Raw genomic sequence first — 22261 nt, forward strand, 5'->3', positions numbered from 1 at the left:
AACCGTATCCTGGAAGAAAACCGTCCTCCTGATCGGCTTCGGATGTTCCGACATTCAAGCAATCACCTCAGCGTCCGTCTCGGACCGACAACCATTTGTCCACCATGCCATAGAGCGTCTCGGGCATCACCGGCTTGGTGAGGAAGTCGTTCATGCCCGCCTCCAGACAGCGCGCCCGATCCTCGGCGAAGGCATTGGCCGTCATCGCCACGATCGGCGTCCGGGCGTTGCGGGAATCTTGACGGATACGGTGCGTGGCTTCTAGTCCATCCATGTTCGGCATCTGCATGTCCATCAGGATCAGGGCATAGTCGTTCGCCGCGCTCAGACGCACGGCCTCGGCACCATCGTCGGCGGTGTCGACGCGCAATCCGGCCTCTTCCAGCAAATCCCGCGCGATCTCCTGACTGATCGGCTCGTCCTCGACCAGCAGCAGACGACAACCGACATGGGCGTGCCCGAGGTGGACCTCGGCCTTGGACGGTGCGGTCGACTCGACGCCCGGGACGAACATCGTCGGCTCGACCTTCTGCAGACGTGCACTGAACCAGAAACGACTGCCGACACCAGGCGTACTGTCGGCGCCGGCCTCACCGCCCATGAGCTGGGCCAGTCGCCGCGTGATCGCCAGCCCCAAACCGGTTCCACCATGACGACGGGTGCTTGAGTTGTCGCCCTGTTCAAAGAGGCTGAACAACCGGGGTAACACCTCGGGCTCGATCCCGATCCCGGTATCCTCGACCTCGAAACGCACCAGGGCGCTGGCCGCGTCTTCCTCGACCAGGGTCACCTTGCATCTGATCCAGCCCCGCTCGGTGAATTTGATCGCGTTGCTGACATAGTTGATCAAGGCCTGTTGTAGCCGCGTCGCATCTCCGAGCAGATGGGGTGGGAGTGGGTCTAGTTCGCTGTCGATCCACAGTCCCTTGACCTCGGCGCGCTCGTTCAGCATCGACACCACCTGCTCGACCAGCGATTCGATGTGAATCGGGGCCGACTCGAGCCTGAGCTTGCCGGCCTCGATCTTGGAGATCTCCAGGATGGCGTTGATGAGGTTGAGCAGATGTGTGCTTGCGCCTTCCAACTTGTCGAGCCGCGCACGCTGATCAGGGGTGAGACCGGCTCGACGCATCAGGTGCACCATGCCGCTGATGGCATTGAGCGGGGTGCGGATCTCGTGGCTCATGTTGGCCAGGAACTCGCTCTTGGCGCGGTTGGCCGCCTCGGCGGCGTCACGGGCGGCGGCGAGTTCGGCGGTGCGGGCCGCTACCTGGGCCTCCAGATCGCGCTGGCGCTGCTGCAGCTCGGCCTCGGCGCGCTGCAAGGCCCGTTCGTCGTTGACGCGCTGCTCCTGCGACTGGATCAGCAGACCGAGCAACACCGTGACCGTGGGCATCACGGTGAGATAGGGCAATGCGACCTGCTCCAGAACCCGCGCCTGCCAGTCGGCGGGCAGCAGCGGTATCCAGGCCAGGGCCAGGCCATGCACCAGCAGACCGAAGAGCGTGAGCGTCCAGATATCGATCCGCACGCGACCGGCCTGGTACAGGGCATGGAACGCGACCCCCAGCACCGCCGCCGTCAGGATGGTTCCGACACCCATGTAGACGCCGGGACCGCCTAGCCAGACCCGATAGGCCGCCGCGATCAGTGCGGCCACAGCGGCGGCCAGGGCACCACCGAACAGACCGGCCAGCCCCACCACCACGGTGCGTCCGTCGAAGATCAGATCGGGCATCAGGTGCACGGGATAGAGCATACCCACCAGGGCGACCAGTCCGAAGACCAGGCCGTTGAGGAACTGAACGGACAGGCGCTCGCGCGGCAGGCGCACAATGAAGAGGCTATAGGCCGCCACCAGCGCCAGCAGGAGCGCGGCATTGTGGATCAATTCGGTCAGGATGCTCATCGATTGACTCTTGGACTTCGGGGTCGCCCTTTCGGGACCCTGTGCCCCTGTCCACTGAGATGTTCGCGCCCGGAGGGTTCAGGCCTTCCCGGCCTCGGTGTCGTCGGTCACACACACACATCCAGCGGGCGACCGAATCCCGGCCAATCCGGCTGCCAGGAAAATCCAGACCATGACAGGATCAAGTTTAGACCGATCCCGTCGGCGGGGCCATGACAAGCGCAGACCCCGGCGATGGCGATGAGCCGTTCGCCCTGGAAGATCAGGGGTAGATGTCCTCTGAGCCAGACCGGGACACCGGCCTCCTGGAAGCGCTTTTTTAGGGCGCGGCGCGGTCGGTTCGCCGCACTCCGGCAGACGTCGCCCGTCCGACCGAAGCGAACCTGGAGATCGATCGCCTTCATAACACCCTGAGATGACACTGAAGTGACGGGGTCTCGCATCGCGGTGGGTCGGACGTCCGGCGCGTCAGGGCCGGGATGCCGGCGCCACTCCAACCGCCCGAAGCCTGCCGGTAGCTCTAGGACACCACGCTCGCCGATGATCCGCCAGGGGATAGACGTCTCATTTGGCAGCGGTGGCGGAAGCGGGCGCAAGGCCAGCAGCTCACCGCGATAGCGCCGCACCTCGCAGCCATCCCAGTCGACATACGGATTGGCATCCGGGCGTGCGGCGGGTAGTTCGTCGATGAGGCGCTCGAGGATCCGGCTTGGGGGCAGTCTGAATCCCCGTGTGCTCAGCCAGCGCCGCACCACGGCCTTGCGCAGTGGGCGGTCGAGCCGTGCGAGCGCGGCGAGCGAGAGCGCGCCCGGTTGGAGGCCGCACACCGCGGCCAGCGCCTGATCGGCATAGCGATCGACCAGCTCGACGGCCTCGGCACAATGGCGCGCGCTGCGCGCCAGGGTCGCATCCAGCGACGGCCAGCGCGCGCGTAGGACTGGCAGTACCTGGTGGCGCAGATAGTTGCGGTCGAACGCGGGATGGGCGTTGCTGGGGTCATGGATCCAGTCGAGGCCCTGGCGCTGTGCATACTCAGCGAGCGACCGACGGCTGAAATCGAGCAGGGGTCTGACGAGCCGCCCGGCGCCGAGCGGCGCTGAGACCGGCATGGCGGCCAGACCCTGCGGCCCGCTGCCGCGCAGCAGCGCGAGCAACAGGGTCTCGGCCTGATCGTCGCGATGCTGGGCGGTGAGCAGGAGCTCGCCCGGGGCGAGCAGGCGACGAAAGATGGCGTAACGCGCCTCGCGCGCCCAGGACTCTAGGCTCTCGCCAGGCCCGGGGGATGCACTCAGACGTTCGATCCTGAGCGGGATATTCAGGGCGGCACAGCGTGCGGCACAGTGTTTGGCCCAGTCGGACGAGCGCGCGTTCAGACCGTGATCGACATGCACGGCCCTGATCCGATCGGCTGAGTCTGCGCCCGGCAGCCGCGCGCGCCTTGCGGAGAGCGCATCCAACAGGACGCTGGAATCCAGTCCGCCGCTGTAGGCGACCCAGTAGCACCGAACCGCGCCGAACGGGATGAGGCGCTCCAGCAGCGCATCGGGCGAGAACTCGTTCGTCGTCACGCGGACGCCGGGGTTGGCGGCTCGGCTCAGGCTTCCTTGAAACGCCCGAAGCCCATCAGACGCTTGTAGCGTGCGGCGACCAGTGCATCCATGTCGAGCTTGTCGAGCATCTCCAGACGCGCGAGCAGGGTCTGTTTCAGCGTCTTGGACATGGCGTCCGGGTTGCGGTGGGCGCCGCCTAGTGGTTCCGGGATGATCTCATCGATTAACCCCTGCTCCATCAGTCGATCGGAGGTGATGGCCATGGCCTCGGCGGCCAGCTGCGCCTTGTCGGCGCTCTTCCACAGGATCGAGGCACAACCCTCGGGCGAGATCACCGAATAGGTGCTGAACTGCAACATTCCGAGCCAGTCGCCTACCCCGATGGCCAGGGCGCCGCCCGAACCGCCCTCCCCGACCACGGTGCAGAGGATTGGGGTGCGCAGACGCGACATCTCGCGCAGATTGCGCGCGATGGCCTCGCTCTGACCGCGCTCCTCGGCCCCGACACCTGGATAGGCGCCTGGGGTATCGATGAAGGTCAGGATCGGCAGCCGGAAGCGCTCGGCCATCTCCATCAGACGCAGCGCCTTGCGATAGCCCTCGGGACGCGGCATCCCGAAGTTGCGCAGGATCTTTTCCTTGGTATCGCGCCCCTTCTGATGGCCGATGACCATCACTGGCCGACCATCGAGTCGTGCCAGTCCGCCGACGATGGCGTGGTCGTCGGCAAAGGCCCGATCGCCGTGCAGCTCGTGGAATTCATCAAAGATGCGTCGCACATAGTCGAGCAGATAGGGACGTTGCGGATGGCGCGACAATTGCGAGATCTGCCAGGGTGTGAGCGAAGCGAAGATCGACTCGGTCAGTGCCCGACACTTGGCCTGCAGGCGATCGATCTCCTCCTGGATGTTGAGGGCGTTGCCATGGCCCACCAGCCGAAGCTCCTCGATCTTGGCCTCGAGTTCAGCGATGGGTTGTTCAAAATCGAGAAAATTGAGATCCATGGGTTCCGAGATCGTTTGTCTGAACCGCGCCTGATGGAAGGCTCGCAACCGAGCATCGAGAGGTAAAGGGGCGATAATCTAGCGCACCCCGGTTTCCGAGTACAGCGCGGCACAATCCTGATCCCAGGGTCAGCCGCGTGCCGGCGGCATCCTGAACGACTGGTTCGAACCCGGCCACCATTCTTGCAAATGCTCGGTGGCCCAGCGCAGACCCTGGTTCATCCAGGTCTCCAATCCGGCCAGGACGGCGCGCGGATCGAGGTCGAAGCGCTCCAGCACGCCCTCTACGGGTGGAGCCGTTGCAATCAGGCCGGCGAGCACTGCGGTCATGGCCAGTGTGCTCCAGGGATATTTGAGGCTGATCGGCTTGAGCGCCGTGCCGAACGAACGCTTGACCTTGGCGTTGAACAGATCGACGCTCGAAAACTCATCGAGCACCAGATGGGTCAGATAGCCGAGGCCGATCATGAGACCGGCGGTCCAGGCGCGCTCAGCCGAAGGTTCCCCTAGCCAGTAGGCGAGATTGGTCGTGGCCAAAGACACGACGGCGACCGCTAGCCAAGAATGCCAGACCCCACGATGGACGGTGAGGCTCGAAAAGACCTTTAGGACACCATAACGCACGGTAAAAAAGACCGTGGTCCAGATCACCGCTAGGTCCAGTGGCTGAAAACGCTGGGTCAGCGGCAGGGTCAAGGCGAAGGCCAACAGGGCCCCCAGGACGTTGAACAGCGCGCTGGTCGGCTTGGAATGCTTCAGGTCGATGTCCGGCAGCAGACTGCCGGCCACGCCGAGGACGAACAGAATCGGCATCCGTGACGGTTCGCTCAGGCCCATCGCGTGCATTGAAAGGGTGGCGGCGGCACTGACAAGGATGCCGACATTGAGATGTGTTTGAAAATTGGCCATATGCCTCGCGCTCAGTGCAAACCTCGTGTCCTGGCCAACCTCAGCCCGACGGCGGATCCCGGAGCGATTTTAGCGACAGGGCAGTCCATGAACAAAAATTCGCGGCGCGGCGGATAATGCGCCCCAAGGTTTATCCATGAGGTTCGACACCATGCCCCGTTCGTCACTGACACTCGCACTCGTCCAGCAGTCCGACCAGGGGAGTACAGCCGCCAATCTGGATGACGGCGAGGCCGCCATCCGTGCCGCCTCGATCCGCGGCTGCGAGCTGGTGCTGCTCCAGGAGCTGCACAACGGCCCCTATTTCTGCCAGACCGAGAACCCGGATCTGTTCGATCTGGCCGAGCCGATCCCAGGCCCGACCACCGAGCGTCTGAGCACGCTCGCGCGCGAGCTGCAGCTGGTGATCGTGGGCTCGGTGTTCGAGCAGCGTGCACCAGGTCTCTATCACAGCACCGCCGTGGTCCTGGATACGGACGGCGCCCTGGCCGGGATCTATCGCAAGATGCATATCCCAGACTTGCCGGGTTGCTACGAGAAGTTCTATTTCACCCCAGGTGACCTGGGCTTCAACCCGATCGACACCGCGGTTGGACGCCTGGGCATCCTCCTGGGCTGGGATCAGTGGTTCCCCGAGGCGGCGCGCGCCCTGGCGATCGGCGGCGCCCAGATCCTGCTCGCCCCGAGCGGCATCGGCACTAACCCCAATGATCCGAGCGAGGAACAACAGCGCCGGATCCAGTCCTGGATCACGATCCAGCGCGGACATGCCATCGCCAATGGTCTGAGCCTGGCCGCCTGCAACCGGGTCGGCTATGAGTCCGACCCCAGCGGTCTGACCCCAGGGACGCGCTTTTGGGGCAGTTCCTTCGTCTGCGGCCCCCAGGGCGAGATCCTGGCCCAGGCCGAGGATCAGGCGCCCAAGCTCCTGGTCGCCGAGGTCGATCTGACGCGCACCGAGCCGGTGCGCCGACTCTGGCCCTTTCTGCGCGATCGGCGTATCGATGCCTATGAGGATCTGGCGCGACGCTTCCGTGACTGAGCACTGAGGACCGGGCATTGAGAATCGCGCCTGGAGGCGCGCTATGCTTTGCTCCGACTGCAACCCTGAGGCATCCCCCTGGAGGACCACCCAATGACCCAGACCCATGACCCCAAACTCCTAATGCGTTCGATCATCCAGCGCATCGCGACCGGACCCGAGCTCTCCAAGGACATCACATTGGAAGAGGCGCGCGCCGGGATGCGCGCCATCCTCGACGGCGCGGTCGATCCGGTCCAGGCCGGGATCTTTCTGATCGCACTGCGCATGAAGCGTGAGACCGACGACGAGATGAAGGGCGTGCTGGACGCCATCCGCGAGGCCACGGGGCATGTGGTGGCCGAGGTGGACGAGGTGGTCGATATCGCCGACCCCTATGACGGCTACAACCGCTGCCTGCCGGCCGCGCCCTTCCTGATGCCGCTCCTGGCCGAGTGCGGGGTCGCCAGCATCAGCCACGGCGCGCACGCAGTCGGCCCCAAGTTCGGTGTCACCCATCGACACGTGTTGGAGGCCGCCGGGGTGCCGGTCGATCTGACCCCGGTCGAGGTCGCCGAACGGCTCGCCGAGCCCGAACTCGGCTGGGGCTATATCGACCAGCGTGCCTTCTGCGCCCCGCTGCACAACCTGGTCGAGCTGCGCGCGACCATCGTCAAGCGCCAGGTCATCACCACCACCGAGGTCCTGGCACGTCCCATCCATGGACGCCGCCACACCCATCTGGTGACAGGCTATGTCCACAAGCCCTATCCGCGCATCTATGCCATGCTCGCGCGTCATGCCGGTTTCGACTCGGCGCTGCTGATCCGGGGTGTGGAGGGCGGCGTCATCCCCTCGCTGCGTCAGCAGGGCGTCTGCTTCAGCTATCAGCATCATTCCGAGGAACAATCGTTCGAGATCGACCCGACCGCGCTCGGCATCGAGCAGACGGTGCGCTCGGTCCCCCTGCCCGAGGATCTGCCCCAGACCACCCGGCCGGGCGACGAGATCGCGGTGGCGGTCGATGTCGAGGCCACAGCCCAGGCGGCGGCCGAAGCCGGTCTGGCGGCGCTCGCCGGCGCCAAGGGTCCGACTTACGACAGCCTGGTCTGCACCGGCGCCCTCATCCTCTGGCATCTGGGACGCGAACGCTCGCTGGAGGTGGCCGCCGATCGCATCCGCGACGTGCTCGACTCGGGGCGTGCGGCACGGAGGGTACGCTGATGTCGGATTCATTCGTCGCTGTCGCCGCCTGCGATACCATTCCCGACGGAAAATTCATCAAGGTCAGGGTCGCTGGACGTGCCCTGGTCCTCGCCCATGTCGCCGGGCGCTATTATGCTGTCGAGGACCAGTGTAGCCATGAGGACTATCCGCTCTCCTTCGGATGTCTCGATGGCGATCGGATCAAGTGCTCGCTGCACGGCAGCCGCTTTAGTCTGGAGACCGGCGCGCCGCTCGAGGAACCCGCCGACCGCCCGATCCGGGTCTTTCCGGTAAAGGTGATGGACGGATGGGTGTGGATCGATCCGAGTACCTGACAATTGTATAGGCTTGCCGCGCACCGGGTCACAGGTCGTCGAGTTCGAGATCGGGATCGATCCTAAACCTCGGTTCGTCATCGAACAGCCTATGCTTCATGAGGTCGGTTTTGGGGTCTGGCGTGGATCGGATCCGCCGCGCCGAGGCGGACAGGGCCTCACGAACCCGCGCCTTGACCTCGGCGATCGCATAATGCGGCTGTTCGATCAGACGCACCAGGGGCAGTCCGGCCGCCCTGCAGATCCGGTCCAGCCCATCGCTGGCCGGTGTCTTGCGCCAGAACCGGCGCGGGGTCAGGTTCAAGGCACAGCGTGGGGTCAGGGTCTCGCGCTCGCAGATCAGGACATCAAAACGATAGCGTTCGAGCCGAGCGGCCGCCTGCTCACGCTCGTGTCGCCGCAGACGCGGCGCGATGTCGAACACCTCGGCGGCGCGAACCCGGACCAGCAGGCGGTAATCCGGGCCCAGGATGTGCTCCAGGACCGCTAGCAGGGCAAGCTCCGGCACGTCCAGCAGTGGTGTGCGCAAGACATAGGGTCGAGGACGACGCCAACCCAGCGCCCGCGCCACCTCGATCACCGTGATCAGCAGGATGAGCCCGCCGAGCGCGATCAAGACATAGAAGTGGCCCATTCATCCGCCCATCGATGTCTGAGAAAATCTGGTCAATGTCCGAACCACTCAGTCAGGTTCACGCTGCCGGCGCGGGTGTCCCTGTCTGACCCGGATCGTGCGTGTATTGAGGGTCGCGCCCGGGCAGGCGGGTCGCGACCCGAGCGGTCAAGGTCTTTGGCGGCGTTGCGGTCGTGATCCATGGACGGTGCATGGAGAACCGCCTGACGCTGGTTCTTGATCTGCTGATGCGGCCGGGCCGCCCTGAGCTTGGCCTTCGCTCGGCCTCGACTGCCGTTCTGTTGGCGCACCAGGCCCCGTTGTCTACGCCTTGCGTAGAAGCTAACACAGGCTTTCAAGGCGCATATTAACCCCTGTTGAGCTTCACTTGGCCAGCGGCACCTGGTTCTGGTGATACCAGGCTCGATCCAGCCCCCAGATCACAGAATTCACATCAGGCTGGGCCAGCATGACCTGGACGGCATGCCGCTCGACGGCGCGGAAGGCGCGTTCGGCCTCGGCCACCTCAGGGGCGTCGGCAGGCTTGTCGGCCAGCGAAGGATCGATGCGGTTTAGGAAGGGTCTAAGCGGTACTTCCGAGGCGTGGGGGCTCGTCAGGGTCACAACGCCGTTGAGAAAGAGCAGCGCCCTGAATTTGTAGGGGTATTCGGCGAGCACCGGATCCTGCTCCAGCACCTCGTTGAGCTGCCAGATGCGGGGGCGTAGTTCGTCATTGTGCCAACTTAGGGTCACGATGAGGAAGACCAGGAAGGCAGCAGACGCGAGGATGGCGGTCAAGGTCAGTCGATCCATTGAGTGGGGCCTCTGGGTATTTAAATTGAACATCATGCGGACAAAGGCCAGGCCGATGCAAGCTGCACTGAAGCGAAGCGGTTGCGAATGGCCAAAGGGGCGATCTCTGTGAACAAGTTACACGAGCCCGCTCTCGTCGCGAATCCACTTCTATCCAAAGATCGAGCACCATGACCCTCGAGCACAGCGCCGACCCAGCCTCCCGCGTGCGGCGGATCTGGGACCAACTGCGTCTGAAGCCCTATGGCGACAGTCTGCTGACACCCAGCGTGCGGGTGTGGCTAGGCTTTGCCTGGACCATCATCCTGCTGATGGCAACCCTAGAGGGGGCCGTCTGGGGACTGGTCGGGGCTAGCATCGTCCCTCAGGACAGCACTTGGCTCCAGCCCTTCGTTGGGGGGCTGCTGTTTGTGCTGATCTTCTCGGTCGTCTGGATCATCGATGCCTCGCTGGTGATGTCGGAGCGCCCGCTGATCCGCGCGCGCCGCTGGAACCCGCATGCCAATCAGGGCGTCTTCGCCCTACTTCGCTGGCTGTTCGGTTTCCTGGCCCGGCTGGCCATTGTCGCGCTCTCGCTCTATGTCACAGCGCCCTTCCTCGGCAAGCTGATCCGTGCCGATGACATCCGCAGCTATCATCAGCACCAGGTCGAACAGTACTACGCCGATCGCGAGGCTCAACTCAAGGCCCGGATTGCCGAGCGCACCGCCCAGATCGAGCAGAACCACCGCGCCCGTACCGAACCGCTGGCGCGTGAGATCGAGCGTCTGACCGAATCGATCGCGCGCGAGCGCCAGCGCCGCGCCGAGATCGAGGCCGAGTTCGCGCCCGAGCTGGAGATCCTGCGCCGTGATCTGGCCGCGGCCCAGGCGCGCGTCGGCGACGAGATCCTGGGGCGTGACGGGCGTCCGGCGGGCCGCGGACCCGAGGCGCGCAAATGGGAGGCCAACGCCCAGTTGCTCGCCGACCAGCTCGCGGCCAAACAGTCCGAGCTGGATGCGCGCGTGGGCGAGATCGACCGGCGTCTCAACGACTGGGAGCGCACACTGCGCGAACGCACCGAGAGCCTGCAACGGCTTGGTGATGAACACCAGAAGCGCATCGATGGCATCGCCGCCGAACTCGCCGCCCAGCAGCTCGAGCCCAATCCGCCACGTCTGACCTTCGCCGCCCGCTCCAAGGCCCTCCAGGCACTCCAAAATAGCCCGGAGGAACAGGGTGTGCCGCATTTCGAGACGGTCGAGGGCTTTGCCCAGGCCACGCTCGGCGTGCTCTTTCTGTCGCTGATCGCGCTCAAGCTGTTTGAGCCGGCGGCGGTGCGCGCCTATTACAATGAGACCCTCCAGATGCAATACCTTGCCTATCTGGAGGGTGCACTCGATGACATCCCCGGATTTGCCCCACTCGACGACAGCGGACGCCGGCTCAATCCGGTTGAATTCACGCGTCTGTGGCTGGCCTATGAGAAAGATCCCGCCGCCTTCTTTGCCGAGCGTCAGGCCATCATCGAGGTGCGCGAACCACTCCTGCGCTATCTGGCCGAGCGCGAGCTGGAGCGCGACCGGCTCGCCCATCGGCGCGAGAACCTGGCCGACGAGCTGCTGTTTGCGCGCCGGCGGCGCGAACGCGAGCTGGCGGCCTTCGAGCGCGAACTGGAGATGCGTACCAACCAGCTCCAGGCCCATCTCGCCGCCGAGACCAAGACACTCAGGGATCAACGGCGTATCCAGTTGGCCATCGAGCTTCAGAAGGCGCGTCAGGACTGGAACCTACGCCAGCTGCACGAGGAGGAGCAGCTGCGACGCGAGCGTGAACGCCTAGAACACGAGCATCAACAGGCACTCGCGGCCATCCGTCTGCGCGAGCTCGAGATCGAGCGGATGCGCGAACGTGGCCAGGAGCGTGTCCATCAGTTCGATCTGGCGGAGCAGCTGGCCCATCAGCGCAAGCTTGTCGAGCTGCATCAGCGTCACCAGCTTGAGAACCGCAAGGCCCAGGTGAACGCCGCGCGTGAGGAGTTGAACCGTCTGCGCGCGCTCGAGACCAAGCAGCGCGCCGAGCGTCAGGGTCTGCGCGAAGCCGAACGCAAGCTTGAGCAAGAGATCAGCGCGACGCGCTCGGGTATCGCCGTCTGCGAGGTCGAATTGGCCGAACTGAGCCGGAAGGCGGCGACGCTGCGCGCGCGGCTGGACGCCTGTCACACCGACGAGTTCAGGATCGAGGAGACGCACAAGCGCAGCTTCTGGTCACGCTCGGGACATGCCGCCGCGGGTCAGTCCGCCCGCGAGATCGAGCGCGAACTCAAGGCCGTGGAGAAGTCCGAGCATGCCGAATCCGAGCAACTGGCCAGGCTCAAGGACGCACTGCACCTGCTCGAGCGGCGGCTGGAGTCCGTTGCCGGTGAGCGACGCGAGGCCGAGACGCGACTGGCCGCGACCGCGGCGCGCATCCAGTTCTATGAGGACAGTCTGACCACACTGCTTGCGCCCGAGTCCGTCACCAAGACCTGAGCCTGGGGCCCTCACGCCGCCTCAGCTCGGTCGTTCGGGGGTGTCGCGGTCCTGCATGGTTTCGGCGAGCAACCTCGCATAGGTCGACTTGAAGCCATCCCAGCATCTGGCCTTGTCCTCCACGGACAGCCCCAGATCCGATGACCGGACACCGACGAACCGCCGCTCCAGTTCCGCTGGATCGAAAAGCTCCAACAGCGCACGCCAGGCCGCCCGGATGGCGGCGTTCACTGCCAGTGCGTCGGTCGGGGCCAGGGCGGGCATGGCCTCGGTCGCGCCATCGTCCGGGATCGGTGGTCCGGGGGGGCATGACCGGGTGGCATCCGCCGCCGGCCCCTCGATCAGGGTCGTCGCCGATCCCGTTTCCGCCGGCCTCAAGCCCGCCTGGGTCGCATCGAGCACGGCGGTCGCTCCGAATGGGTCGACCATCACATGCGTATCCGACACACCCTCTGCTGGCGGCCGTTTTGGGCGCGTCCAGGCCGCCGTCGGGGATTCCCCGACCGGATCCGGATTCGGCTCGAACCGCGCCAGCACCTCGGTTCTGGGTTCCTGTTGGCGTCCTGGCGGCTTGGCGTGCGGCACGCTCGAGGATGTCCCGAGCAACACCACTACCTCATAGGGACCGATTCCGATCCGGTCGCCGTCGTGCAGCTCCACCGGTTTTCGCGTCGGGATCGGATCAGGCGCGCCGTTCAGATAGGTACCATTGCGGCTGAGATCTGTCAGCCAGATCTGGCCCGCGCGCGCCTGGATCCGGGCATGGAGCCCGGAGATGACCCGCTCGGGGTCCTCAAGACAGAGATCACAGGTCAAGGCCCGTCCGATGTCGATGCCGGATTCGCTCAACGTCAGCGGGATCTCCCGTGGACGTCCTGAGCCATTACAATGGGTGACGCGCAGTCTCACTTGCATCCCGGAACACCTCTCCTCAATCGAAATCAGCCGCCACCAAGCATGAAGATCCCAGGGTACACCATCATTCGCGAACTCGGCCAAGGCGGCATGGCCACCGTCTATCTGGCACGTCAGGACAGTCTCGCGCGTGATGTGGCGCTGAAGGTGATGAAGCCGCTGGCCATGGCCGGCGATGACTTCACCACGCGCTTTGTCAAGGAGGCGCGCATCATCGCACAGCTTGCGCACCCGCAGATCATCACCGTCTACGACTTCGGCACGGCGGACGGCTATCACTACTTCTCGATGGAGTATCTGCCGGGCGGCACCCTGGCCGACGAGATCAAGCGCGGGTTGTCGGTCGGACAGGCCATCGCCATCACGCGTAAGATTGCCGAGGCGCTCGCCGTGGCCCATGCGCGCGGCGTCATCCATCGCGACGTCAAGCCGCAAAACATCCTCTTTCGCACCGACGGCACGCCTGTGCTCACCGATTTTGGTATCGCGCGCGCCGTCACACGCGACAGCGAGTCGATGCAGCTCACCCGCTACGGCATGGTGGTCGGCAGCCCGCGCTACATGAGCCCAGAACAGAGCCTGGGCCAACCGCTCGACCCGCGCTCCGATCTCTACAGTCTGGGTGTGCTCTTTTACGAGCTGCTGACCCAGCGGCTGCCCTACGAGGCCGACGACGTGGTGAGCCTGGCGATGAAGCACTGCCAGGATCCCATCCCGCGCCTACCCGAGCCACTGGCAGTCTACCAGCAGATCCTTGACCGGCTCATCGCCAAGAAGCCGGAGGACCGTTTCGCCAGTGCCGGTCAGCTCATCCGTGCCCTGGAGGCGCTAGAGGGCGCACATGGCGAGTCCTATGACGCCACCCGTCTGATCCAGCGCCACGAGGAAGCGATCCAGGCGCCTACCCCCGAACCCCATCTCGAACCCAAACCTGAGCCGGAGTCCACGCCAAGGCCCAGGCGGTCGGTCCCCTGGCGCCTGATCCTGGCGTTCGCGATCGTCCTGGCATCCGGACTCGGGGTCTATCTCGGGCTCAGACCGCCGCCAGCCGGACCGGACACAGATCCGACCGGCATCCTCGCCCAGCTTCCACCTGCCCCGCACGAGCGCCCGGCCACGGCCACCCAATACGAGGCCCTGGCCATCGACCATTATCGACGCGGTCAGATCGAGCAGGTCCAGGAGATCATCCGGCTTGCGCTCGCCGCTACGCCGGATGATGCGCGTCTGCTTGCCCTGCGCGGCCTGATCGAGCGCGGGATCGCCGTCGGGCAGCGACTCGATGAGGCCCAGCGAGCACTCGCCGAGAATCGCATCGAGGCGGCCTCACAGGCGGTCGAGGAGGGTCTGCACCTGGATCCGAGTCATGCCGAGCTCCTGTCGCTGCGCACCAGGATCCAGGAACGTCTCGCCACGCGCCGCCGGTTCGAGGCCGAGCGTCGGCTGAAAACGGCGCGTGAGGCTCAGCAGCGCGGCGATCTCGACGGCGCCGAGCGTCTGGTGCGCGAGGGGCTGGCGCTGGTCGCGGACCATCCCGACCTGCTGGCACTGCTGGAGACGATCGCGCAGGCCCGCCAGCGTCGGACGCGCCTCGAACAGATCCAGGAACAGGCCATCGTCCGCTACGACCAGGGCGACTATCCGGGCGCCTTCGCCCTGATCGATGAGGGGCTGGCGCTGGCCCCTGGCCAGCCGGGCCTGACGGCACTGCGCGAGAAGGTCATCGCCACCCTGGTGCGCGAGGCGCGCCAGTATATGGCCCGCGTTGCCGATGAGCGCGTAGACTCGATCAAGGCGCTGCTTGGCCGCTACCGCCTCGACGCCGCTGCCGCACACTTGGAACAACTGCGCGCCCTCGCCCCCGATGACGCCCGGCTCGCCGACTTGAGCGCAGAGCTCGAACGGCGTCGCGCCTTCTTTCCGGTCATGATCGAGATCCCAGCCGGGTGCTTCGAGATGGGCAGCCCGGTGGACGAAGCCGGGCGCGAGTCCGATGAACGCCCGCATCGGGTCTGTGTCGAGTCATTCCGACTCGCGCCCCATGAAGTCACGGTGGCACAGTTTAAGCGCTTCGTCGCCGCCAGCGGTTATCGGACCCAGGCGGAGACCGACACCAGCGATTCGAGGGGCTGTGAGTCTTTCGACCGCAACGACCACACCAATCCCTGGGGACTGAAGCACTGGGCAAGCTGGCGCCAACCCAATCAATATCAGCCCAACGACGATCAACATCCGGTAAGCTGTGTGAGCTGGAACGACGTGCAGGCCTATATCAGGTGGTTGAACAAAGAGACCGGGCACAGCTTCCGACTACCGACCGAGGCCGAATGGGAATATGCCGCCCGTGCTGGGACCTCGAGCGCACGCTTTTGGGATACGACCGCGAACGCCTCCCCCTGTCGCAACGCCAACGCTGCTGACCAGGGTCGGGGTTGGGACTTCGGCTTCGACTGCGACGACGGATACGAATGGGTCGCGCCGGTCGGCCGCTTTGCCCCCAACGCCTGGGGTCTGTACGACATGCTGGGCAATGTCTGGGAATGGACCTGTTCGGAATATGACGCCGACTATCAAGGCGTCGAGCGGCTCTGCGCCCCGCCCGAGATCGACCTGCCACGTGTCATGCGCGGCGGCGCCTGGAACAGTGGCCCAGCGCTGGTGCGCGCGGCCTACCGCAATCGCAACTTCCCCGAGACGCGCTATGCCTTTGTTGGTTTTCGGCTCGCGCTCGACCTGTCAGACGACTAGGATTGCCCGACTCGGACGAGTCAAGGGCGGTGCCTCGCCCAGGATCCAACACCATCAACCCTCGCCGCCATGCTCGGCGATATAGGCGAGCGCCTTGTCGATCCGGCGCAGTGTGGCCTCCTTGCCGACCAGCCTCAGGGTCTCCTCGATCCCAGGAGAGGCGGCACGTCCAACGATGGCCACGCGCAACGGCTGGGCGACCTTGCCTAGATTGAGCTTGAGCTCCTGGGCCACACCCTCGACCACGTGCTTGAGCTGCTCGGATGTCCAGTCCTCGAACGCCAGCAGCTCAAAGGCGGCCCGCAGCCGCTCCAGCGGCTCGCGCGCCGCCTGGCACAGATGCTTCTTGGCCGACTCCGGATCGAAGTCCTCGAAGTCGCGATAGCAGAAGGCACTGATCTCGGCGAGCTCGACCAGGGTCTTGGCGCGCGCCGCCTGCGCCCTGACCACCTCGACCAGATCCGGACCGGTCGCAGGATCGATGCCGAGCTGCCCGAGATGGGGGCTGAGCAGACGTGCGATCCGCGCCGGATCGGATCGTTGGAGATACTGTTGATTGAGCCAGTCGAGCTTGCTGGTGTTGAAGCTGGAGGCAGCCTTGTTGACGTCGGAGAGGTCGAACAGCTCGATCATCTCATCGAGCGAGAAGATCTCACGATCACCATAGGACCAGCCGAGACGCACCAGATAGTTGAGCAGCGCCTCGGGCAGATAGCCCAGGTCGCGATAGGCGATGACGCTGACTGCGCCATGACGCTTCGACAACCGGGTACCATCAGGCCCGAGGATCATCGGGACATGCGCATAGCGCGGCGGCTCCAGACCGAGCGCGCGCAAGATATTGATCTGACGCGGGGTGTTGTTGAGATGGTCGTCGCCACGGATGACGTGGGTGATGCGCATGTCGGCATCATCGACCACCACACTCAGGTTGTAGGTCGGGGCGCCGTCGCTGCGGCGGATGATGAGGTCATCGAGTTCCTCGTTGGCAAAGGGCACCCGACCGCGGATGAGGTCATCGACGATGACCACCCCATCGACGGGATTTTTGAAGCGGATGACGTGAGGATGCCTTGGATCGACCGAGCGGTTGCGGCAGTGTCCGTCATAGCGCGGTTTTTGTTTGCGCGCCAACTGATCGACCCGCAGCTTCTCCAACCGCTCTTTGGAACAGTCACAGCGATAGGCGAGCCCCTTGGCGAGCAGCTCCTCGATGACCTGGTTGTAGCGGTCGAAACGCTGGGTCTGGTAGAACGGTCCCTCGTCATAGTCCAGACCGAGCCAGGTCATGCCTTCGAGGATGGCGTTGACCGACTCGGCCGTCGATCGCTCCAGGTCCGTGTCCTCGATGCGCAAGATGAACTGACCGCCATGCCTGCGGGCATAGAGATAGCAAAAGAGCGCGGTACGGGCGCCGCCGACATGCAGATAACCGGTCGGCGAGGGAGCGAAGCGGGTGCGGACGGTCATGATGTTCCTATGTGGCTCGGGTGGATCAGAGCCCTGAATTCTACACGCCGAGGCCAGCCGCCTGGCAACTTGCACCCAAGCTCGCAGTGATCCGGGGCGGGACCCTGCCCGTTAAACCTGGGCATCGTCATGGGCCGTGCCCCCGTTGGGATCGGTCAGCCTCAACCTGACCCGAACCTCGTTGCCTGCGCCGAGATACTCCAGGTCTGCGAAGGCCAGATGGCGCGCCATGGCGATGCCGCGACCATGGCTGTCAAAGGCGCGCTCCGGATCTAGATCCAGATAACGCCGCCAATCAAACCCCGATCCCCGGTCGCGGATGGTAAGGTCCAGATAGTCGGCATTGCGTTGTAGCTCGATGACGGCATACAGCCCGGCCCGGGCAGGATCGGCGAGTCGACGTTCGATCTCCTCCTGCCACCGACCCTCATCGATCAGGCGTCCCTTTTCGGCATAATCGATCCCGAGATTGCCGTGCTCCACGGCATTGAGCATGAGCTCAGACAGCCCCATGGCCACGGTTTCGGGGTTTGGACACATCTGTGCCAGGGTCGAGGACAGAACCTGGATGTCCTTAAGGGTACGAAAGCGAAAGCGGGCCTGGTCGATCAGATTGAGGGTGGTCTGGAGCCTGTCGCCGATGCGCACCAGATCCTTGCGAGTGCGTCGGTCGTCCAGGGCGGCGTTGACGATGCTGCGCAGTGCCTTGGGGGAATAAGGCTTGGCCAGATAGTACCAGGCGCCGGCCGCCAGTCCCTCGGCGATCTGCTCGGAGCCTCCGGCCGCGCTCTGCATGATGACCGGCAGGTCGCGAAAACGCGGATCGGCCTTGAGACGCCTGAGCACCTCCATGCCGTCCATGCGCGGCATCATGCGATCGAGGATCACGCCATCATAGGCCTGGGGCGCGGCCTCCAGCATGGACCAGGCCTCCAGTCCATCCTCGGCGAAGGCCAGCTGATGCTCGCCCTCCAGGCAATGACCGATGATCTCGAGGTTGATGGGCTCATCGTCCACCACCAGCAATTTAGCCATCGGAACCGTCCTGCCGTTGAAGCTGCTCGAAAGTGTCGAGGATCTCGCGCAACACGCTGGTTGCATAGGATCCGGATGATAGCCCGAATCCGAGGATCAGATCCCCATCGCCCCATTCATGTTCGAGTTGGTCGGGGACCAGACGCAGTGCACGACGCCCCTGATCCAATCCTCGTTCCGCCAGCCGTTCGGGCCAGGGCGTGAATCCAGCCGCGACCTCGAGTTCGAGCGCCTGAACCGCCTGGCGGGTCGGCGGCTCGCCACGGCCCCAGAGCGGACCTGTTGGATGCAGATCGAAACGCGCCGCGCGCTCGTGCAGGGTGTCGTCGAGGGTCTCGACAAGAAAGAACGAATGGCTGCCAGCCAGGTGCGGGCAGTCACCAGGCTGGAGCCGGTCCCAGTTGCTGCGGCGCACGCGCTCGGCCAGCAGTTCATTGAAGATCTGGGCGCGCGCCGCCGAGAGTTGGAGGCCGCGCTGATGGGGCGACACCCGCCTGACCCTACCCGTCAGCAGCGCATGCGCGCGCTGGAGATTGGCGTCGGCGTGACCGAACCGTTGTTCACCGAAATAATTGGGCACGCCACGCGCGCGGATGATCTCAAGACGTGCCGCAAGCGCCGCCGGGTCGAGCCGACAGTCACGGATGCGAATCCTAAACCTGTTGCCAGCCAGGGCGCCGCGCCTCAGCTTGCGCCGATGGGGATAGACCCCGAGCACCTCGATCCCCTGTTTTGCCAGCGCGCCCCAGTCTGGTTCGGGTTCCCCAGTGCGCGGACGCGGCAGCGAGAACCACTGCTCGGCGACGGCCCAACGATCCTTGAGACCGGCATAGCCGACAGCTGCGACCGGCACGCCCGCCGTGTCCGCCAGTCGCCGTGCCACCCATGCGGTATTGGCGCCGGTCTTGCGCACCCGGAGCAACCAGTGATCGCCCTCCCCGTCCGGCTCAAAGCCCAGCACCTCCGTGACCTGGAAGTCTTCGGGCGCGACACGCAGCCGACCCGAGCCGAGGGGCTCGCCATGCGCACGCGGCAGATCACTGAAGGTGGTCCAGCGGGGGAGCGCCGAGGCAGACATCCGAAGATTTAGCCGTCTGCCGTGACCAGCAGCACCACCGCCGCGGCGGCGATCCCCTCACCACGACCGGTGAAGCCCATGTGTTCCATGGTCGTTGCCTTGACATTGACGCGCTTGGGATCGCATTCGAGATCGAAGGCCAGGGTCTCGCGCATGGCCGGGATGTAAGGAGCCAGCTTGGGCTGCTGGGCGATGAGCGTCATGTCGGCATTGTGCACACGCAGGCCCAGGGTGCGCAGACTGTCGATCACCCGTCGCAGCAGGATCCGGCTGTCGATGTCGGCATAGGCGGCATCCGTGTCGGGAAAATGACGTCCGATGTCGCCCAATCCGGCGGCGCCCAGCAGGGCATCGCACAGGGCATGGATCAAGACATCGCCGTCGGAATGGGCGAGCATCCCCTGATCGTGCGGGATCTCGACCCCGCCGAGCACCAGCCGACGACCCGGCGTGAAACGATGGGCATCAAAGCCCTGACCGATCAGCATTTGGGGGGTCTCCAGTTTCCGGCTTCCAGCCTCTAGCGTCCGGTCGTTGGGATGAGCCCGGACGCTGGTGGCTGGACGCTGGCCGTTTCAAGAAATCCGTCCCTGGCGTTGCAGATAGAAGTGCGCGAGCGGCAGATCCTCAGCCCGCGTGATCTTGATGTTGTCGGCATGGCCCTCGATCAGGCGCGGCGCCAGCCCCAGACGCTCGATGGCCGAGGCGTCATCCGTGACCAGATCGCCAGCCTCCAGCGCCTCCTGTAGGGCGCGTCGCAGCAGACCGAGCCGGAACATCTGCGGCGTGTAGGCGTGCCACAGACTGGAGCGATCCACGGTCGTATCGATGCGCTCGCCCGCCCCGGCACGCTTCATGGTATCCCGCACCGGGATGCCGAGCAGACCGCCGACGGCATCGTCGAGCAGGCTGTCGATCAGCCGGTCGAGATCGTCCGGGCGCAGACAGGGACGCGCAGCATCATGCACCAGCACCCAGTCGTCGGCATCGGCCTGTCCCTCCAGGGACGCCAGGGCATTGAGGACCGAATGGCAGCGCTCGGCACCGCCCGGTGCGCGCCTTACCCGGGGATGACCGGCGTAGGCGGTCGCGTCCCAGTAACCATCCTCGGCACCCAGGGCCACCACCACGCCCGCGATGCGTTCGTGGCTGACGAAGAGGTCGAGCGTGTGCTCGATCACGGTACGACCGGCCAGTTCCAGATACTGCTTGGGCACGGCACTGCCCATGCGTCGTCCGACGCCTGCGGCGGGCAGGATGGCCCAGAGTCGTGTCGTCATGGTCGACCCTCCGGATTGGCGGACCTAGGTCGTTCGATGACCTGGATAAAGATCTCGCCCGGCTTGATCATGCCCAGCTCGCTGCGCGCACGCTCCTCGATCGCCTCGGAGCCTTCGCGCAGGTCGTCAACCTCGGCCTGAAGCGCGCGATTGCGCGCGCGCAGCCGCTCCAGCTCGGACTCCTCGAGGGCGATCTCGCGCTTGAGGCTGTGGAGCTCGGCGAGGCTCCCCTCGCCGACCCAGAGCCGGTACTGGAGCGCGCCCAGAAGCAGGGTCAATACCAGGATCAACCAGTACATACGCAAGCTCAGGACGTTCAGGGTCAGGGGACGCCGAACTCAAAGACCCCGACCCCAGGGCCTCAGATCCACTTGTTGAAGGCATCGCGTCCAGCATAGACGGCCTCATCGGCCAATTGGTCCTCGATACGCATCAATTGATTGTACTTGGCCACACGGTCCGAACGCGACAGCGAGCCGGTCTTGATCTGACCCGCGCCTGTAGCGACCGCGAGATCGGCGATGGTCGAGTCCTCGGTCTCGCCCGAGCGGTGCGAGATGATCGCGGTATAACCGGCCTTGTGCGCCATGGCGATGGCCTCCAGGGTCTCGGTCAGGGTGCCGATCTGGTTGACCTTGATCAGGATCGAGTTGGCGATGCCCTTGGCGATGGCCTGGCTGAAGATCCGGGTATTGGTGACGAAGATATCGTCGCCGACGATCTGCACCCTGTCGCCTAGACGCTCGGTCAGGCGCTTCCAACCGTCCCAGTCGCCTTCGGCCAGACCATCCTCGATCGAGAGGATCGGGTATTTGGCGACCCAGTCGGCCAAAAGCTCGATCAGTCCGTCTGAGCTCAGGGTGCGGCGCTCGCCCTTGAGCACATACTGTCCGTCCTTGTACAACGCGGAGGCGGCGACATCGAGACCCAGATAGATGTCGGAGCCGATCTTGAAGCCGGCGGTGTGGATGGCCTCGAGGATGGCCTCGATCGCCGCCTCGTTCGAGGCCAGATCGGGCGCAAAACCGCCCTCGTCGCCGACCGCCGTGGCCAGACCACGCCCATGCAGCACAGACTTGAGCGCGTGGAAGACCTCGGCACCATAGCGCACGGCCTCACGCAGGCTGCCGGCACCGACCGGTAGGATCAAGAACTCCTGGAAATCAATACTGTTGTCGGCATGTTCGCCACCGTTGATGATGTTCATCATCGGAACCGGCAGGCGATAAGGGCCAGTGGCGAGCGACTGATAGAGCGGCAGGGCCTTCTCCTGCGCGGCGGCATGGGCGACCGCGAGCGAGACGCCGAGCAGGGCGTTGGCACCCAGACGCGATTTGTTTTCGGTACCATCGACCTCGATCAGGCGGCGGTCGATCGCGGTCTGATCGCTGACCTCCATCCCGATCACGGCGTTGCGCAGTTCACCCTGGATATTGGCCACGGCGGTCAGCACGCCCTTACCGTTGTAGCGCGACTTGTCGCCATCGCGCAGTTCCAGCGCCTCGCGCGAGCCGGTGGAGGCGCCGGAAGGCACGATGGCGCGACCGATGGCGCCGGCGGCAGTGATGACGTCGGCCTCGACGGTCGGATTGCCACGGGAATCCAGCACCTCACGGGCGCGGACGTCGACGATTTCGGACATGGTGGATGACTCCTGGTTTGCGTCAATACTCTTGTAGCTTTGGTAAGCGGATGCGCGTTTGAGCCCCGCAAGTCAAGCTAAAAACGACCGAATCGATCAAGGATCAGTGATTTTGGGGCGGGTCTATTTCCATTTAGCCACGACATCGAAATCGATGAGTTCCTTCTTTAGATCCGCTTACGAATAGGGCGACATTGAACCTGTGAGAAACCTGGCTCAAGGG

Annotated in this window: 19 protein-coding genes; 5 read left to right on the forward strand and 14 right to left on the reverse strand. The window is 64.8% G+C overall.

What is annotated here, in order from left to right:
• Window positions 1-67 precede the first annotated feature (67 nt).
• From E6P07_RS12300 to E6P07_RS12315, 4 genes are all read right to left on the reverse strand, one after another.
• A complete protein-coding gene (locus E6P07_RS12300; RefSeq protein ID WP_211363119.1) occupies window positions 68-1909 on the reverse strand; it encodes a response regulator in 1842 nt (613 codons plus the stop codon).
• 107 nt (window positions 1910-2016) lie between these two features.
• Complete coding sequence (tilS, locus tag E6P07_RS12305; RefSeq protein WP_153975877.1) at window positions 2017-3477, reverse strand: tRNA lysidine(34) synthetase TilS; 1461 nt, start codon at window positions 3475-3477, stop codon at window positions 2017-2019.
• A gap of 26 nt (window positions 3478-3503) precedes the next feature.
• On the reverse strand, window positions 3504-4463 hold the full coding sequence (locus E6P07_RS12310) for an acetyl-CoA carboxylase carboxyltransferase subunit alpha (protein WP_153975878.1): 960 nt from the start codon (window positions 4461-4463) through the stop codon (window positions 3504-3506).
• Between the two features lie 129 nt (window positions 4464-4592).
• A complete protein-coding gene (locus E6P07_RS12315) occupies window positions 4593-5372 on the reverse strand; it encodes a metal-dependent hydrolase (RefSeq protein ID WP_153975879.1) in 780 nt (259 codons plus the stop codon).
• 151 nt (window positions 5373-5523) lie between these two features.
• Between E6P07_RS12315 and E6P07_RS12320 the strand changes: the two genes are divergently transcribed.
• From E6P07_RS12320 to E6P07_RS12330, 3 genes are all read left to right on the forward strand, one after another.
• On the forward strand, window positions 5524-6414 hold the full coding sequence (locus tag E6P07_RS12320; RefSeq protein ID WP_153975880.1) for a carbon-nitrogen hydrolase: 891 nt from the start codon (window positions 5524-5526) through the stop codon (window positions 6412-6414).
• Between the two features lie 93 nt (window positions 6415-6507).
• Window positions 6508-7617: an anthranilate phosphoribosyltransferase gene (locus E6P07_RS12325; RefSeq protein WP_153975881.1), complete on the forward strand. Its 1110-nt coding sequence runs from the start codon at window positions 6508-6510 to the stop codon at window positions 7615-7617.
• Window positions 7617-7934, forward strand: a complete 318-nt coding sequence (locus E6P07_RS12330) for a non-heme iron oxygenase ferredoxin subunit (protein WP_153975882.1) — start codon at window positions 7617-7619, stop codon at window positions 7932-7934. Before E6P07_RS12325 ends, E6P07_RS12330 begins: the two co-directional genes overlap by 1 nt.
• Before the next feature lie 28 nt (window positions 7935-7962).
• Here the strand turns inward: E6P07_RS12330 and E6P07_RS12335 are convergent, their stop codons facing one another.
• Together E6P07_RS12335 and E6P07_RS12340 are read right to left on the reverse strand one after the other, a co-directional pair.
• Entirely contained in the window at window positions 7963-8568 is a 606-nt protein-coding gene (locus tag E6P07_RS12335; RefSeq protein WP_153975883.1) for a DUF2726 domain-containing protein, read from the reverse strand.
• Between the two features lie 363 nt (window positions 8569-8931).
• Complete coding sequence (locus E6P07_RS12340) at window positions 8932-9360, reverse strand: hypothetical protein (RefSeq protein WP_153975884.1); 429 nt, start codon at window positions 9358-9360, stop codon at window positions 8932-8934.
• A gap of 170 nt (window positions 9361-9530) precedes the next feature.
• Between E6P07_RS12340 and E6P07_RS12345 the strand changes: the two genes are divergently transcribed.
• On the forward strand, window positions 9531-11870 hold the full coding sequence (locus E6P07_RS12345) for a coiled-coil domain-containing protein (protein ID WP_153975885.1): 2340 nt from the start codon (window positions 9531-9533) through the stop codon (window positions 11868-11870).
• 21 nt (window positions 11871-11891) lie between these two features.
• Here the strand turns inward: E6P07_RS12345 and E6P07_RS12350 are convergent, their stop codons facing one another.
• The gene (locus tag E6P07_RS12350; protein WP_153975886.1) at window positions 11892-12785 is read right to left on the reverse strand and encodes a type VI secretion system-associated FHA domain protein; all 894 of its coding nucleotides are present in this window, start codon (window positions 12783-12785) and stop codon (window positions 11892-11894) included.
• Between the two features lie 42 nt (window positions 12786-12827).
• Here E6P07_RS12350 and E6P07_RS12355 point away from each other — a divergent pair, with 42 nt between their 5' ends.
• Window positions 12828-15533: a bifunctional serine/threonine-protein kinase/formylglycine-generating enzyme family protein gene (locus E6P07_RS12355; RefSeq protein ID WP_162008642.1), complete on the forward strand. Its 2706-nt coding sequence runs from the start codon at window positions 12828-12830 to the stop codon at window positions 15531-15533.
• Between the two features lie 54 nt (window positions 15534-15587).
• On the opposite strand, the gene gltX is transcribed toward E6P07_RS12355, so the two are convergent.
• The 7 genes from gltX to eno form a co-directional block, all read right to left on the reverse strand.
• A complete protein-coding gene (gene gltX, locus E6P07_RS12360) occupies window positions 15588-17003 on the reverse strand; it encodes a glutamate--tRNA ligase (protein WP_153975888.1) in 1416 nt (471 codons plus the stop codon).
• Window positions 17004-17114: 111 nt separating this feature from the next.
• A complete protein-coding gene (locus E6P07_RS12365) occupies window positions 17115-18038 on the reverse strand; it encodes an ATP-binding response regulator (RefSeq protein ID WP_153975889.1) in 924 nt (307 codons plus the stop codon).
• Window positions 18031-19116 (reverse strand): tRNA pseudouridine(13) synthase TruD, encoded by a 1086-nt coding sequence (gene truD / locus E6P07_RS12370; protein ID WP_153975890.1) that lies wholly within the window; start codon window positions 19114-19116, stop codon window positions 18031-18033. Before truD ends, E6P07_RS12365 begins: the two co-directional genes overlap by 8 nt.
• Window positions 19117-19124: 8 nt before the next feature.
• Entirely contained in the window at window positions 19125-19604 is a 480-nt protein-coding gene (gene ispF / locus E6P07_RS12375) for a 2-C-methyl-D-erythritol 2,4-cyclodiphosphate synthase (RefSeq protein ID WP_153975891.1), read from the reverse strand.
• Window positions 19605-19691: 87 nt separating this feature from the next.
• Entirely contained in the window at window positions 19692-20396 is a 705-nt protein-coding gene (gene ispD / locus E6P07_RS12380; RefSeq protein ID WP_153975892.1) for a 2-C-methyl-D-erythritol 4-phosphate cytidylyltransferase, read from the reverse strand.
• Window positions 20393-20695, reverse strand: coding sequence for a cell division protein FtsB (gene ftsB / locus E6P07_RS12385; protein WP_153975893.1), 303 nt, complete (start codon window positions 20693-20695; stop codon window positions 20393-20395). Before ftsB ends, ispD begins: the two co-directional genes overlap by 4 nt.
• 62 nt (window positions 20696-20757) lie before the next feature.
• Window positions 20758-22038: a phosphopyruvate hydratase gene (gene eno, locus E6P07_RS12390; protein ID WP_153975894.1), complete on the reverse strand. Its 1281-nt coding sequence runs from the start codon at window positions 22036-22038 to the stop codon at window positions 20758-20760.
• Window positions 22039-22261 lie beyond the last annotated feature (223 nt).

Origin of the sequence: Thermochromatium tepidum ATCC 43061, from assembly GCF_009664085.1 — a bacterium.
In the GTDB taxonomy this organism is placed as follows: domain Bacteria; phylum Pseudomonadota; class Gammaproteobacteria; order Chromatiales; family Chromatiaceae; genus Thermochromatium; species Thermochromatium tepidum.